The sequence below is a fragment of the Pseudoalteromonas rubra genome, from assembly GCF_005887115.1.
GTDB classification, from domain to species: Bacteria; Pseudomonadota; Gammaproteobacteria; order Enterobacterales; family Alteromonadaceae; genus Pseudoalteromonas; species Pseudoalteromonas rubra_F.
The window spans coordinates 433,448-447,794 of sequence record NZ_PNCJ01000005.1 but is presented as its reverse complement, the minus strand read 5'-3'; the positions used below and the strand labels follow the sequence as shown (position 1 = coordinate 447,794).

13 protein-coding genes are annotated in these 14,347 nt (G+C 47.6%); 11 read left to right on the top strand and 2 right to left on the bottom strand.

Annotation, left to right across the window (positions count from 1 at the left end):
* Positions 1–28 precede the first annotated feature (28 nt).
* From CWB98_RS02795 to CWB98_RS02765, 7 genes are all read left to right on the top strand, one after another.
* Entirely contained in the window at positions 29–670 is a 642-nt protein-coding gene (locus CWB98_RS02795) for a TetR/AcrR family transcriptional regulator (protein WP_138543440.1), read from the top strand.
* Positions 660–1,976 carry an efflux RND transporter periplasmic adaptor subunit gene (locus CWB98_RS02790; RefSeq protein ID WP_138543439.1) on the top strand — a complete coding sequence of 439 codons (1,317 nt, stop codon included), beginning with the start codon at positions 660–662 and terminating at the stop codon, positions 1,974–1,976. The genes CWB98_RS02795 and CWB98_RS02790 overlap by 11 nt, the downstream gene beginning before the upstream one ends.
* Positions 1,973–5,089 (top strand): efflux RND transporter permease subunit, encoded by a 3,117-nt coding sequence (locus tag CWB98_RS02785; RefSeq protein WP_138543438.1) that lies wholly within the window; start codon positions 1,973–1,975, stop codon positions 5,087–5,089. The genes CWB98_RS02790 and CWB98_RS02785 overlap by 4 nt, the downstream gene beginning before the upstream one ends.
* Before the next feature lie 617 nt (positions 5,090–5,706).
* Positions 5,707–6,108 carry a VOC family protein gene (locus CWB98_RS02780; RefSeq protein WP_138543437.1) on the top strand — a complete coding sequence of 134 codons (402 nt, stop codon included), beginning with the start codon at positions 5,707–5,709 and terminating at the stop codon, positions 6,106–6,108.
* Between the two features lie 68 nt (positions 6,109–6,176).
* Positions 6,177–7,184, top strand: coding sequence for a low-specificity L-threonine aldolase (ltaE, locus tag CWB98_RS02775; RefSeq protein ID WP_138543436.1), 1,008 nt, complete (start codon positions 6,177–6,179; stop codon positions 7,182–7,184).
* 88 nt (positions 7,185–7,272) lie between these two features.
* Positions 7,273–7,500, top strand: coding sequence for a hypothetical protein (locus CWB98_RS02770; protein WP_138543435.1), 228 nt, complete (start codon positions 7,273–7,275; stop codon positions 7,498–7,500).
* 30 nt (positions 7,501–7,530) lie between these two features.
* A complete protein-coding gene (locus CWB98_RS02765) occupies positions 7,531–7,758 on the top strand; it encodes a hypothetical protein (protein ID WP_054017432.1) in 228 nt (75 codons plus the stop codon).
* Positions 7,759–7,836: 78 nt separating this feature from the next.
* Here CWB98_RS02765 and CWB98_RS02760 read toward each other — a convergent pair whose 3' ends face one another.
* Positions 7,837–9,441, bottom strand: a complete 1,605-nt coding sequence (locus tag CWB98_RS02760; RefSeq protein ID WP_138543434.1) for an esterase-like activity of phytase family protein — start codon at positions 9,439–9,441, stop codon at positions 7,837–7,839.
* Positions 9,442–9,718: 277 nt separating this feature from the next.
* On the opposite strand from CWB98_RS02760, the gene CWB98_RS02755 reads away from it, so the two are divergent.
* The 4 genes from CWB98_RS02755 to CWB98_RS02740 all read left to right on the top strand — a co-directional run bounded on the left by CWB98_RS02755 (position 9,719) and on the right by CWB98_RS02740 (position 13,967).
* The gene (locus tag CWB98_RS02755) at positions 9,719–10,420 is read left to right on the top strand and encodes an aspartate/glutamate racemase family protein (protein ID WP_138543433.1); all 702 of its coding nucleotides are present in this window, start codon (positions 9,719–9,721) and stop codon (positions 10,418–10,420) included.
* A gap of 113 nt (positions 10,421–10,533) precedes the next feature.
* The gene (locus CWB98_RS02750) at positions 10,534–11,442 is read left to right on the top strand and encodes a phytanoyl-CoA dioxygenase family protein (protein ID WP_138543432.1); all 909 of its coding nucleotides are present in this window, start codon (positions 10,534–10,536) and stop codon (positions 11,440–11,442) included.
* Between the two features lie 333 nt (positions 11,443–11,775).
* A complete protein-coding gene (locus CWB98_RS02745; RefSeq protein WP_138543431.1) occupies positions 11,776–13,467 on the top strand; it encodes a hemolysin D in 1,692 nt (563 codons plus the stop codon).
* Positions 13,468–13,586: 119 nt separating this feature from the next.
* Positions 13,587–13,967 carry a DUF6559 family protein gene (locus tag CWB98_RS02740; RefSeq protein WP_138543430.1) on the top strand — a complete coding sequence of 127 codons (381 nt, stop codon included), beginning with the start codon at positions 13,587–13,589 and terminating at the stop codon, positions 13,965–13,967.
* A 108-nt stretch (positions 13,968–14,075) separates the two neighbouring features.
* On the opposite strand, the gene CWB98_RS02735 is transcribed toward CWB98_RS02740, so the two are convergent.
* Positions 14,076–14,267 (bottom strand): hypothetical protein, encoded by a 192-nt coding sequence (locus CWB98_RS02735; protein WP_054017426.1) that lies wholly within the window; start codon positions 14,265–14,267, stop codon positions 14,076–14,078.
* Between the last annotated feature and the right edge of the window lie 80 nt (positions 14,268–14,347).

Below are 14,347 nucleotides of genomic sequence, written 5' to 3'. Positions count from 1 at the left end.
GGAGCGAGCAGGGATATACAGGAGCAATATGAAAACCCGAGGTCGTCCCGACAAAAACGATGAAGATGGCAGAGCCCGTCTGGTGCTGGCCGCCAGACGCTGTTTTACCACATCACCCTATTCACAGGTTACTACGCGCATGCTGGCGCAGGAGGCAGGTGTGGATGCGGCGCTGATCCGCTACTACTTTGAAAACAAAGAAGGTCTGTATAAGGCTATGTTTATGGAGGTAACCGGCGAGGTTATTGCGGGCATTGAGCAAGCAATTGGTGATGATAAGCCATTTGACCTGGAAGATATCTTTCATATTTTCTATGGCGTTATCAAACAGTCGCCAGCGTTTCCAATTCTGATGTTTAAAGAAATTGTACTTGAACAAGGGATCTGCCGAGATTATTTGATAGAGAGAATCGAGAATACCCGAAAGCCATTTTTCTTCAATATGTTGAGCCAGCTTAAGCAGCAAGGGCTCATCAAAGAAGAGCTGGATGATAGGTTGTTGATGTTGAACCTGATGGGTTTGATGATATTTCCCTGGTATATGCGAGAGAGTATGGCGACTCAGATGGGCATAGAGTTTAACGATGAGCAGCTGTCAAAGATGGCAACCCATAACGCCAATATGTTCAAGTATGGCTGTTTCAAAGAGCGAGATAAAAATGAAAATTAATTGGCAACAAAGACGCTGGCTGTTGGTATTACCTGTGCTGGGTATTGTCATTTTAATGGCCCTTGCATCGGGTAAAAAGTCACCTCAAAAACACAATAATGGGGTAGATGCGTTACTGGTCGAAACAGTAGAAGTTAAAAAGACCCTGATAGAGCCTTATGTCACGGGTTTTGGCCGAGCACGACCAAAGGAACGTTGGCAGGCGCTCTCTGAGGTGACGGGACGGGTTATTTACCGTCACCCTAATCTAGAAAAGGGCAAAGCACTTACGGCTGGTACTGTGTTACTGAAAATAGACCCAATTGATTATGAGCTTAAGTTGGCACAGGCGCGCTCCGATCTGAATTCTGCTAAGGCTGAATTGTCTCGTACTCAGCTTAACGACGAAAAACTGGCGTTATCATTACGACTGGAAGAGCAACGCCTGAGTGTGTTGCAAAAGGAGCTTAAACGAAAGCAGGGTCTGCTTAAATCAGGTTCAGTGTCTGTATCTACCGTTGACTCCGAACAGGCTAATGTCTGGGCTCAGGAACAAAAAGTGCTGGATGTGAAAAACGCAGTGGATCAGCACCCTGACAATATGGCGGTTGCCGAGGCCAAAGTGAAACTGGCACAGGCCAGACTGAGTGAGGCTGAGCGTAAATTGGCAAAAACTACCATTACTTTGCCATTTGATGCCCAAATTGCGGCCGTGAATGTTGAAATGCAACAGGTCGTCGCAGAACGCGAAAGCCTGGTTACAGCACATAGGACCGACTTGATGGAGATCCCTGTACAGGTTGCGCTGAGCGATATGCGTTATTTTGGACAGTATATTGCCCCTAAGCTGATTCAGGGAGAGTATCCGGATGTGCAAACCTGGCAGTTGGACGCCGAAGCCAGTTTGTACGTTGGCAGTAAGCAATTTAGCTGGCAGGGTAAGCTAACCAGTGTGGGTGAAAGTATTGATCCGGAAGGCAACACAGTCACGCTGATTGTCGATGTGGCATTTGACTATAAAGCGTTTGAACCCGGTAAACGTCCTCCTTTGATTAGCGATATGTACGTCCAGGTTAAAGTAAAAGGTGCGCCATTGCCGTTATTATCGGTACCATCCGATGCACTTCATGGCGACAGATTATATTTGCTCGAAGACGGAAAACTGGCGATCCGTCATGTGGAAGTGGCATTTGAATCGAATGGCCGGACTGTGATTAAAAGCGGCGTTAGCGAAGGCGATGTCATTGTACTAAGTGATGTGATCCCCGCCGTGCCCGGGCGCGCTTTGCGTACGCAAAACCAGGTGGCCAAGGAGCAAACGTTATGATTGCATACTTTGCCCGCCACCCGACGGCAGCCAACTTGCTCATGTTGGCCATTATTGTGCTTGGACTGAGTGCATTGCCTCAGCTAAAACGAGAAACATTTCCAGAAATTGCGGCCAGTCAGATCCAGGTTAATGTGCCATATCCCGGAGCCAATCCGGAGGAGTCGGAACTGGCATTATGTGTGCCACTGGAAGAAGCAATGGATGGGCTCAGCGACATAGAGCAGATCAGCTGTGAAGCGCGCGAAAGCATGGCCAAAATGATAGTCGAGATGCAAGAAGGTGGTGATATCACCCGACTGATGTCGGATGTAAAAACCGAGGTAGATGCCATCGATACGTTTCCGGACAAGGCTGAAAGCCCGGTCATTAAGGAACTCGGCCGTACCGAGTCTTTGATCACTTTGGCCATCAGCGCAGACTTACCTTCGGCGGAACTCAAAGACTATGCGGAGTCTGTTAAGCATAAGTTGCAGCGATTACCCGATATCTCTTTGGTAGAAATTCATGGTTTTTCAGATAGGCAGCTACGAGTTGAGTTGTCTTTATCTTTGCTGCGCCAGTATGGGTTGTCCATTAATGATGTCGTGAGCCACATTGAACGGCAGAATATCAAGCTACCGGCAGGTAACTTAGAGACCAAAGGAAAAACTCTGCAAATTCGGTTTGACCAGCAAGGGGTGACGGCCAAAGAGCTGGGCGAGCTGGTGATTGCCAGCACTCAGTCTGGCGGGCAGTTAAAATTGAAAGATCTTGGTCAGATCACGGAGCGGTTTGAACTGGATGAGGCAAAAGTTGAGTTTAATGGTAAACCTGCTGCACTGCTGAAAATTAAGAAAACCAAAGCACAGGACGCACTCGACCTGGTCGAGCAAGTGTATAACTTTGTTGAGTCAGAGCGTCAGCAACTGCCTGCAGGTATTGAGATGGCATTGACCTCTGATCAGGCCAAAATTGTCTCTGATCGCCTGGCCATGCTAACGACCAACTCCTGGCAAGGGTTTTTACTGGTCTTTGCGGTAATGTGGTTGTTTTTCACCTGGCGTTATTCTTTTTGGGTGTCGATGGGGCTACCCATTTCCTTTCTTGGCGCATTCTGGCTGATGACTGTGCTGGGTGTGAGCATCAATATGATCTCTATGGTCGGCATGCTCATGGCCATAGGTATTCTGATGGACGATGCGATAGTGATTGCCGAGAGTATTGCTAGCCACGTTGAGCGAGGTGAAAGCATTGATGAAGGGGTGATTAAAGGTGTAAAACAAGTGGCGCCCGGCGTATTGTCGTCTTTTTTAACCACGGCATCGGTATTTGTCGGGCTGGCTTTTATTGCCGGTGATATCGGTCAAATTATGAAAGTGTTTCCGCAAATGTTGCTGGCGGTGTTGGTGGTGAGCCTGGTCGAGGCTTTCCTTATTTTGCCTAATCATCTGTTGCATTCACTGCATAAAAAACAGGATGAGCCGGAGTCTGGTTTTAAAGCTCGGTTTAATCAGCGTTTTGAACGTTTTCGCACAGAGGTGCTCGTTGAATGGGTTGAACGCGTAGTAACCTATCGTTATGCGGTAGTTGGTGGAGTACTGGCGCTGTTTTTCCTGAGTATTTCTTTGATGGCCGGGGGATTTTTAAAGTTCAAAGCGTTTCCCGAGCTGGAGGGCGATATTCTTGAAATGCGACTGCTGATGCCACAGGGCACGCCGTTATACGAGACTGAACAGCTGGTTGCCCACGCAGTGGATGAACTTAATAAGCTAAATCAGGAGTTTACACCAGCGCAGCCTGAGCAACAGGCGCTGGTGCAAAATGTGATTGTTGAATACAACAACAATCAGGATGCCGGTGAAGAAGGGACCCATGTTGCCACTGTACGTGCCGATTTGCTCACGGCTGAAACGCGCAATACCAGTCTGCTGGTACTTCAGGACCGCTGGCGTGAGGCAGTTGGCGAAATCCCGGGCGCGCTGGCGCTGGCATTTAAGCAACCAGCAGTTGGCCCGGCCGGGCGGGCAATCGAAATCCGTTTGTATGGTAACGATCTCGCCATGTTATCGAGTGCCTCGTTCGAAATACAGCAGGCGCTGGCCGAGTACGATGGTGTGCAAAATCTGATGGATGATCTGCGCCCGGGTAAGGAGGAGTGGCTGGTACGTCTGTTGCCGGGGGCTATGTCTTTAGGTGTTGATGGGGCAACGATTGCTAACCAGCTCAGAACTGCTTTTTTCGGTCAAAAGGCCGATGAGTTTCAGCGTGGAGACGAAACCATTGAACTGGACGTGCGACTAAGAAAAGAAGATAAGGCATCCTGGTGGCAGTTACAGAATTACCCAATCACACTGGCCGATGGCAGGCAGATCCCCTTATCGGCAGTGGCAGAGCTGATCCCGGCTCGGGGCTATGCACGGATTAATCGCTTTGATGGCCAGCGTTCGGTGACCATTATTGGCGATGTCGACGCTGCGATCGCCAATACCGGCGAGATAATCGCCGCAGTCGACAAAACCGTCGTCGCACCGCTGTTAGATAAGTATCCGTCTCTGTCAGTTAGCTATGAAGGAGAGGTGAAAGAAGGGGGCAGTACTGGTTCATCTATCGGCAAGAAGTTCCTGATGGGACTGGTCGGTGTGTTTATTATTCTGAGTTTTCAGTTCAGAAGTTATATGGAGCCTGTGATGGTGATGCTGGCAATTCCGCTGGCACTGATTGGCGCACTATGGGGACATGTGTTGCTGGGCTACGATTTTACCATTCCCAGCATGATGGGATTTGTGTCTCTGGCGGGCATTGTGGTGAATGACTCTATTTTGCTGGTCACTTATATCAAGGAGCATCAAAAAGAAGGGCTGGATGCCCATCAGGCTGCGGTACAGGCCGCGCGCGAAAGGTTCAGAGCGGTATTTATTACCACGGCGACCACAGTCGCAGGTATGCTACCTTTGCTACTGGAAACCAGCTTGCAGGCGCAGATCTTACAGCCTCTGGTAGTCAGTTTGCTCTTTGGCATTGCGGCTTCGTCATTCCTGGTGTTGTTTATTTTGCCCTGTCTGTACGTGATCCTCGAAGACAGAGGGCTGGCTGCACAACACCATCTGAGTGAATCGCAGGTAAGAGCTTAGGTTGTTCATTTGATTACGGTACTTGGTACTGGAGGCCAATCTAACACCGAAATGAGCTCATACTTCGTCATGGGGACGCTTTGGTATTGGAGGCCAGTCTAACACCAGAATGAGCTCATACTTCGTCATGGGGACGCTTTGGTACTGGAGGCCAATCTAACACCGGAATGAGCTCATATGCGGTCATTCTGCACAACACCCGGTCATCCCGCACTTGATGCGGGATCTACTCACCGGCGGCTCGGTTTGGCAATCTTTACTCAGTAAAAAGCGCACTGCATCTCGTTATCTGACACTCAGCGTTATTATCTGTAGCACTTGAATTGACTGCCGAATGGTTCCCGGCTCGTTGGCCGGGATGACGAGGGAAGGTGAGGAGTTGGGGGGCTCTTTGGTATTGGAGGCCAATCTAACACCGAAATGAGCGCATACTTCGTCATGGGGACGCTTTGGTATTGGAGACCAATCTAACACCGGAATGACCCCATACGCGGTCATCAATAAAAGAGCCACTTAGTTTATAAAAAGTCATTGACCTAAATATAAGTTGAGGTTTTATCTTTGCTGCACTTTCTTCGCAATATCGCGTATGAATGATCAAAAAAGGATAAAAAATTATGAACTTAAACCAGGTCACATTGAGCGTTAACAATATGGATGACGCAATCACGTTTTATTTGAAGCTGGGTTTTACGCAAATTGTTGATACGCCCCACTACGCACGCTTTGCGTGTCCACAGGGAGGTGCGACTTTCTCTTTGTCCCTGAGCACAGACCAAATCATTCATAACACCACCATTTATTTTGAGCATCAGGGACTGGATGAATGGATTGCAATGATTGAATCGCGGGGTATTACGTTGTTACAGGCACCCACCGAAGAGTCATACCTCTGGCGCGAAGCCATCGTGGCAGATCCATCAGGTAATAAAATCAAATTATACTGGGCTGGTGAGAATCGCCTTAACCCGCCATGGCGGGTAGAAAAGCGCTACACCGATCTGTGTAATAGCCTCTGACTTGTATAAAGGGTAAAAATGTTTTCTACTGGCGCTTTAGTTTATCGCTGCAAACAGGAAAAACGATAATGATAGATTTCAGATCCGATACCGTGACCAAACCGTGCAAAAACATGCTTCAAACTATGCTGGAGGCAGAAGTTGGGGACGATGTATATGGCGATGACCCGACGGTAAATAAACTTGAGCAGTTTGCAGCGCAGCGCCACGGGTTCGAAGCGGCGGTGTTTGTGAGTTCTGGCACACAGGCTAACTTGTTGGCCATTTTGGCGCATTGTGAACGTGGCGATGAATATCTGTGTGGGCAAAGTGCGCATAACTATCGCTATGAAGCGGGTGGTGCGGCAGTACTGGGGTCGGTGCAGCCGCAACCTGTTGAAAACGAAACCGATGGCAGTTTAGACCTTAAAAAGCTGGCAACGTATATCAAACCGGATGACTTTCATTTTGCCCGCACCAAGCTGCTGAGCCTTGAAAACACCATTGGCGGTAAGGTTCTTAGTCTGGATTACCTGACACAGGCACGTGCCTTTTGTGATTTACACAAACTACAGCTTCACCTGGACGGCGCTCGCGTCTATAACGCGGCAGTGGCGTTAGAGGTCGATATTCGGGCAATCGCGCAACATTTTGATTCGATGACTATTTGTTTGTCGAAAGGTTTAGGTGCGCCAATTGGCTCTTTACTGTTGGGAAGCAGTGAGCTGATTTACAACGCAAGGCGCCTGAGAAAAATGCTGGGAGGCGGTATGCGTCAGGCGGGAATACTGGCCGCAGCAGGTTTGTACGCACTGGAAAACAATGTCGAGCGTCTACGTGCAGATCACGACAATGCGCGTTATCTGGCTGAACGGCTCAATGAAGTGCATGGATTCAATACTTCGGCTTATCCGGTGCAAACCAACCTGGTTTATGTAGACGTTGCCAGTGAAATGGATATTCATAAGATTGCTAAAAAGCTGGTCGAACAGGGGATCCAGATCACGCCAGGCTATCAGGGAATGCGCCTGGTTACACATCTGGGTGTTAGCCGTGCAGATATAGATACCCTAATTAAGGCGCTCAAAACGCAGTAGCCTTCAGGCACAGGGGGGTTGCTTGTTATTCTGTTGATTAGATGTTTTTATTGTGTTAACAATAGGTTTTAATATAAGGAACATTACAATGAAACTGACACTTAACAAGAAAAAACTCAAAGGTCTGACGGCTGACAGTAAGGCTTTGCCGGGTGAAATGACACCTGAGGTTGCGGGTGGTACGTATACCAATCATCCAATCCTGTGCTACCCGACGATAGACCCTGCTTGCAATACCGACATTCAAAAGGGTTGCCCAACTAACGGTGATTGCTATACCGCAAATGGAGATCAATACTGCCGGATCCCAGCATAAATTCAGTATATAGTATAAGGAAAATAAGCCATGAAACTGACACTTAACAAGAAAAAACTCAAAGGCCTGACAGCTGACGAAAAGTCGCTGCCAAACAATATGACACCAAAAGTAGCAGGTGGTTATCCGACCGATTTTGCGCCTTTGTGTGGACCAACTATGCAACCGCATTGCAATACGGCGGTCTTTTACGGTTGTCCGACCAATGGAAACTGCTATTCAAATGAGTTTATGAACTGCCCCGATCCAAGCATCTGATTGTTCAAAAACATCATAATAAAAGCCAGGACATCCTGGCTTTTAACGTTATTGGAGTCGTTTAACTTTAAAAGTGAGTTAATTATCCAGGGTAAGGTTTTCGAATAAATACAGCCGATTACTGTCTACTTGTGTTTTGCCTGTATCCAGGTATTTTTGCTCAAGTACACCATTGGTGGACCAGGTCGCAAAGTCGTCATCATTCAGTACACCCAGCCTTGTATTATCAATCAGCCACATGCCTTCCAGCTTATCGTGTGGATAGCTAACCTGGTCAATCAGATCCAGCACCAGAGATTTAGCGACAGGCACAATCCCGGCGTCATTAAGTGCTTCCCAGCCTTGTTCCATGACCACCTCTTCCAGTGTTTTGCCGGAAATAACCAAACCGAGCGCGTCATCTTGCACTATCAACGGCGATGAAGCGATGTCTTCCAGATTGGTTGCGTTACTCAGGTTGATTTTGTAGATGCGCTTCATGGCATCCGGATTGGTGCCATAAAATGCACCGTCTCGCTCAATAACTAAAAATTCTGAGTCAGACAATGCGACAATACCAGAATTTGAGTTCTGATTTTTTTCCTGCTTATACAGGTACTGTCCCACGGCTTTAGTTTCCAGGTTGATGGTGACAATACGAACGATATCCAGATCTTTGACAGTTTTGGATGGGTTATACAGAGTAGATTGCATGATACCTACCAGCGTTTTTTCGTCTGGTGTGATTGCCAGGCCTTCCATACCGCGATTGGCGCGTCTATTGGCAAATTCAGCCGGCAGGTGTAATGCGACCCGGTTATCTTCTGCGAACGCGTTAATTCTGGCCAGTTCAACGCCGTTGGCATCAAAGTGAACAATATGCGGGCCATACTCATCACTGACCCAAAAACTGCCATCCTTTAAGGCAACCAGGCCCTCACCGTCAAGGCCATAGTCGTCTAGTTTAAGCGGGTTGTCCTGCTCATGATATGGCTGAGAGTTGTCGACTAAAATGGGCGCACCTTCTGCTGTATAAGGCGTTTCTCCTGTGCCCCCAAGGTCTGAGCTATTGGGCAGACCTGTGATTGGCGTGCCATCCGGGCGCTTGAGCAAAATTTCTTTTAATTTGACCACGCGACCATCTTGTTGTAACTCAAATAAGCCAATACGGGGCGTATAGTCGGGTGTCGGAAACTTCTTACCTTTTCCGTACTCTCCTGTATAAGTGGCATTGGGCCCGCGGTCCGTCAAAGCATAAAACTGTGTATTGTTGGTAGGGTGGGCAACCATATCTGAGCCATAGCCGCCGTTTCGGATTTCGAAAGTGCTACCAGCAATATCGCCATTTTGCAGATCGCTGCGCAGAGCGGTATGAGGCAACGCAGACCCTTGCGTTGAAAGCGAAGAAGGTTGGCACACATAATTGGTCTGGGTGATTTCCGCGTCACTGAGTTGGTTATCATTGTCCTTGTCAACGCCAGAATGCAGTGCTACACCTCCAAAATAGCATTGGGTATCGCCCATAGGCAGGGAAACCTGAGTTAGCAGGCTGGTTAATCCTTTCGCACCGTTATTGCCATTTACGCCGTTGACGCCATCTTCACCATTTGTACCTGTTTGCCCGTCTTTGCCATTGTCGCCATCGCAGGCCGCAAGGGCAAAAATCACTGATAAAGCCAGCAGGCTTTTAGTACCACGTTTCATTGTTGAGTCCTTTTGTTATTGTGCTCAGAGTCCGCAAACTCTGACTGATTGAGAATTGGTGCAAATAAGAAACAATCTAAACGGGTACAATAACGAAATGATGACAAAGCCTAGCCAAGTGAACTGGCACAATTGAGATATATTTGCCGAGCGGGTGAGTCAGGTATGCAGAATATGTCGCAGGTTTTGTCTAACCTGCGGCTGATAAAAAGCTGCACTACCGTGGTTATTTGTGAGAGTCTGGTAATATCAGAACAAACACAATGGGATAACAGCAATGAAGACAATCGGACTGATAGGCGGTATGAGTTGGGAGTCAACGTTAAGCTATTACACTTTGCTGAATGAGGGGGTAAAAGCACAGCTGGGCGGCTTACATTCGGCCAAAATTGTTTTGGTCAGTGTTGATTTTGCAGAGATAGAAGCGCAGCAGCATAAAGGTGACTGGCAAGGAGCAGCTGAGTTATTGGCGCGAGCAGCGCAGTCTGTCGAAGCTGCGGGGGCAGACTTTGTATTGATATGCACCAACACAATGCACAAAGTTGCAGACGAGGTTCAGCAGGCGATTTCCGTCCCTTTGTTACATATTGCCGATGCAGCGGGGCAGGCGCTGGTAGGAGATCACATAAAGAAAGTCGGACTGCTCGGTACGCGTTTTACAATGCAGGAGGCTTTTTATCGGCAGCGTTTGGAAGATAAGTACGCTTTGCAAGTTTGTGTGCCAGATAGTGCCGATCAGCAGCGCGTTCATGATGTCATATATCAGGAGCTATGCCTGGGGAAAATCAATGACAGCTCCCGGGATGAATATTTAAAAATCATCGCGGCACTGAAAGCCGCCGGTGCTCAAGCGGTTATTTTGGGTTGTACTGAAATAGCCCTGCTTATTGGCGACACTGAGCTTGATATACCTCTTTACGATACGACCAATCTGCATGTACAAAGTGCACTTAAATTATCACTTGCATCGGATCAATAGTTGTCTGGTGTCCTAAAAACGTGAGCGTCACGGCGTAACAAAGCGTAATTGCTATTTTAATGACAATAAGTAATGCTAAGTTATTGGTTATAAGACAAAGAAAGAGTCAGGTTATGGCATCAATAGAAAAACAAAAGCTGGGCTTTTATGAGCAAAATGGGTTCGTTCGTTTTGAACAAGCGTTGTCAAAAGAGTTATTACAACGCCTGAGGGACTTGTCTGTCAAACTGGAAGCATCGGCAAAGGAAGATTTGGCAAACGGGGCAGTGCGCAATCAGTATTATTTGTCTACTGAATCTGGCGAGCCGAAACTGTTTCGTTACAATGATCTACTGTTTGATGACCCTGAACTTATCATAGACTTATTGGCCAGCCCAACTATGATGGCAATTTGTGAGGAAATGGTTGGGGAGGGCTGTGTGCCTATGCAGCTTGATTTGGTATACAAATATCAGCACCCTCATCCGCATATTTCCTGGCATCACGGCGCACCACATCCGAGGAATTATCCCTATCTGAATGTTGGCGTATATCTGGATGATGCTGATCTTGATGATGGCTGTTTGCGTTATATCCCGGACTCGCAACATGAGATTTTAGATATCTATGCGCTTTCAAGTCAGTATGGCTGGAATATTCCCGGCGTAGTACAACAACCAGCAAAGGCGGGTGACATTTTGGTACAGGACATGATGATCTTACATAGTTCTGAGCCAAAAAGAAGTGAAGGTCCGCGACGCACCATCTATATCGAGTTACGACCTGTTGAAGGCATTGCCGAAAGTGGAAAGCAATCTGCACAATGGGCTGAGCTCAGAAAGCAATGGATGGCGCATGTGATCCAGGCGGCAGAGCCGGAAGATGTGCCAGTAGGCTGGCTGGAGTATTATGGTAAACCTGAGCATGACCTGGCAACTCTGGTTAAGTTGATTGAAGAAAAATGGGAACCGGCTATCCCGGCTGTGTGGTCTCAAAAAAATGTTGAGCATCCGGACTACCCAACGCCGGCAGACTTACGCTGATGGCCCGGCGCTCTAGTTAATACGCCCTGCACGAGGTTGGCAAAACACAATGTGTAGCGCTGACCTCCTGGCTTCACTTTACGTGATACTCCCGACACACAACAACCCTTATCCGACTCCAAAGCAATAAATGTAGCGAGTGACTTGCGCTTTTGCTTTATAAAAGAGTCATTTCTTCAGTCCACGTTTGTTGAATTTTCATACTGAAAATGTGATTTAAACTCACTAATTATTCTTATTTTTATGTTTTATATGAATTTTTTATGTTTTTATTAAAGATTTCATATTTCAGTTGTGTGACAATGATGCGGCTAAATTAATTAAGGAGTAATTATGAAGTTAAAATCTATTGCTTGTTTTGTTGCTATTGCGGCAAGTGCTCAAGTTACAGCATTTACCCAGCTGGGCGGCAGCGGGGTAATGCCGATTGGTCATGAATGGTTAACCCGAACCTCAGCCCTTGAGCTTTTGTCACAAAACACTCAGGTAGAAGATGCCAATGATCCTCGCCTGAGCTGGAACAAAGGCTTAGCAAAATCGACAGAACTCAATATCGCACAAACTGAAGTCGCTAAAATTCTCGCCAGTCGTCGCAATGATAATACCTATTACTCAGAATACGACGCAATCTTCGCGGCAATAGTCGGTGAGCGCTGGGTGGATATTGCTGGTTTCAATGTGACCAATGCCAGTATCGATCCTACGGGTCCAAATTGTTTTAACGCCGTGGCGCAGGAACCTGCTGACTTGCAGCAGGACCACTTTATGCGTCGTTATGACGATGTGGGTGGTGCGGGTGGTGTAGACGCTGCAAAGCGCGGACAAGCGCGGTTTATTGACCATTTCGTTAATGCGGCAATGGCCCAAAGCAAGCAGATCAAAGTATGGGATGGGGGCGGCTATGCCAGTGCGGTGGAGGTTGACCACAACTACTTCCTGTTTGGTCGCGCAGTGCACCTGTTCCAGGATTCATTTAGCCCCGAGCATACTGTTCGGCTGCCTGAAGACAACTATGAAAAAGTCTGGCAAGTAAAAGCCTATTTGTGCTCCGAAGGGGCTGAGCAGCATACTCATGCAACTGGCGACGCTATCAGCTATGAAAGTGGCGATGTGATCTGGTATCCGGGCACGCGTACAGATGGCAGCTGGGAAGGCTATCGTCCGAGTAATATGAAACCTGTAGCCCTTGTTGCACTTGAAGCCAGTAAAGATCTGTGGGCGGCATTTATCCGCACTATGGCTATGCCGCTTGAACAACGAGAAGCCTATGCACGGACGCAAGCCCAGATGCTGGTTGATGCCTGGTTATCATTTGACGAAGTTGCCATGCGTCAGTGGTACGATGATGAAAGCCGTCGTGATCACACTTATGTTCTGGCACCGGGTGAATCAGGTAAAGGGAAATCTCTTGAACAGTGTATGGCAGAGTTGAACGTTGGAACGGTTAGCCAGCTGGAACGGGTCGCTCAATTGGACGAAGAACGCCGTCAGTGCCTATACAATGTTGAAGCCGTTGAGGGTTACGAAGATCTTAACGATCCCCTGATGGACATGCCATACAATTGGCAGTGGAAATCAACTTTCTGGAAAACAGCCCCTGAGGGCTGGCAAGCACCAGACTTACCTGCGGATGCGGGTCAGGCCATGATCCTGAAAAGTGCAGAGACAGGACTGTCGGTATCAAGCGAGTCAGGTCTGGAGAATCATGCCAGACTTAAGGCCAGTGGCAATACGCCTGTCGAATTCATCGGTGTGACCGGTAAAAACCAGCAAGTGTATTTTCGCGCCAGAGAAAATGCAGGTCTGTTCCTGAGCTACAGTGCCTCTTCAAGCGGCTATGTAAAGTTATGGGACTCTGCAAAAGACTCTGGGTTTGATCTGATTGATCAAGGTGGAGTGTGGAATCTCAAAAACACGCGCTGGGCGCAATATGTCTGGCTTGATAGCAGCTCACAACAATTGCACCTGAACCGTCATGGAAAAGCCAGCAATGACAATGCAAAGTGGGTGATAGAACAACGTTAAAGACAAAAGACTTACTACACTTATGGCGCTGCGGAGCAAAGTGCCATAAGTGGGCTTTTTGACATTCCCAAGGCTGCATTGATATTCTGCCCAGTAGGGAATATCAGAAGGAGTACCAGGTGTTTTTATTCTCTAAAAAGAAGAACACAATTAAATCAATCGCATTACGTCTTCCAGTTTTACTCGTAGAGTCCTACACCAGACAAGCTAACTACTCTGTAGATCAGGTTAAAGAGATTTTTGCTCAGGCCTTTGACAATGATGACAATCAGATTTATGCCTTTGCAATGTTTTGCTCCAGGGACGATTTCGATGCGCTTCAGACGGAGTTTAACTATACCGATTTGCGGGCTGAGGTCGGCAAGCACTGCTTTGATGACTGGCCAAGGTTTAACTTTGAGTCGTTGCTAACTTATGCTCGCAGCTACTACAGTGACAGCGGTTTTAGTGCTGGCGTTGAAGGTGACTTCTGTGGTGGGGGAGAAGGAGGTGGCGATTAGCGTGATAATGTTTTGTGTTTGCAGTTTAACGAAACGGTTGTGAATGTCGGCTAAAACAGGGCCCGCCAGAGTCAAAATAGGGCAGGCCTGATTCGATTGATGCTTTAATCAGAAGTACAAATAGGAGTCGCAGTGGCACTGCGGGTCATCTTTAAGTTCGTCAATATGTACGTCGACTTTACTTTGTGAGCGCGCATCATAAATGGTCACCATATTATGCTGCTTGTCCACGCTGAGCACCTCGACCGGGTGTTTGTGATACTCAACCCATTCTCCATTGCGGACATCTTCAATATTCATCTTTTCTACCCCATTAGTCAGTGAACCTGTGCAAAGAGTCATGATTATATTGTTGTAATAAAGAGTTTAGTGATAAAAAC

Excerpts from the sequence above, each read along its gene's own strand:
- CWB98_RS02795 (WP_138543440.1), top strand. The coding sequence starts at position 29 with ATGAAAACCCGAGGTCGTCCCGACAAAAACGATGAAGATGGCAGAGCC.
- CWB98_RS02790 (WP_138543439.1), top strand. The coding sequence starts at position 660 with ATGAAAATTAATTGGCAACAAAGACGCTGGCTGTTGGTATTACCTGTG.
- CWB98_RS02785 (WP_138543438.1), top strand. The coding sequence starts at position 1,973 with ATGATTGCATACTTTGCCCGCCACCCGACGGCAGCCAACTTGCTCATG.
- CWB98_RS02780 (WP_138543437.1), top strand. The coding sequence starts at position 5,707 with ATGAACTTAAACCAGGTCACATTGAGCGTTAACAATATGGATGACGCA.
- ltaE (WP_138543436.1), top strand. The coding sequence starts at position 6,177 with ATGATAGATTTCAGATCCGATACCGTGACCAAACCGTGCAAAAACATG.
- CWB98_RS02770 (WP_138543435.1), top strand. The coding sequence starts at position 7,273 with ATGAAACTGACACTTAACAAGAAAAAACTCAAAGGTCTGACGGCTGAC.
- CWB98_RS02765 (WP_054017432.1), top strand. The coding sequence starts at position 7,531 with ATGAAACTGACACTTAACAAGAAAAAACTCAAAGGCCTGACAGCTGAC.
- CWB98_RS02760 (WP_138543434.1), bottom strand. The coding sequence starts at position 9,441 with ATGAAACGTGGTACTAAAAGCCTGCTGGCTTTATCAGTGATTTTTGCC.
- CWB98_RS02755 (WP_138543433.1), top strand. The coding sequence starts at position 9,719 with ATGAAGACAATCGGACTGATAGGCGGTATGAGTTGGGAGTCAACGTTA.
- CWB98_RS02750 (WP_138543432.1), top strand. The coding sequence starts at position 10,534 with ATGGCATCAATAGAAAAACAAAAGCTGGGCTTTTATGAGCAAAATGGG.
- CWB98_RS02745 (WP_138543431.1), top strand. The coding sequence starts at position 11,776 with ATGAAGTTAAAATCTATTGCTTGTTTTGTTGCTATTGCGGCAAGTGCT.
- CWB98_RS02735 (WP_054017426.1), bottom strand. The coding sequence starts at position 14,267 with ATGAATATTGAAGATGTCCGCAATGGAGAATGGGTTGAGTATCACAAA.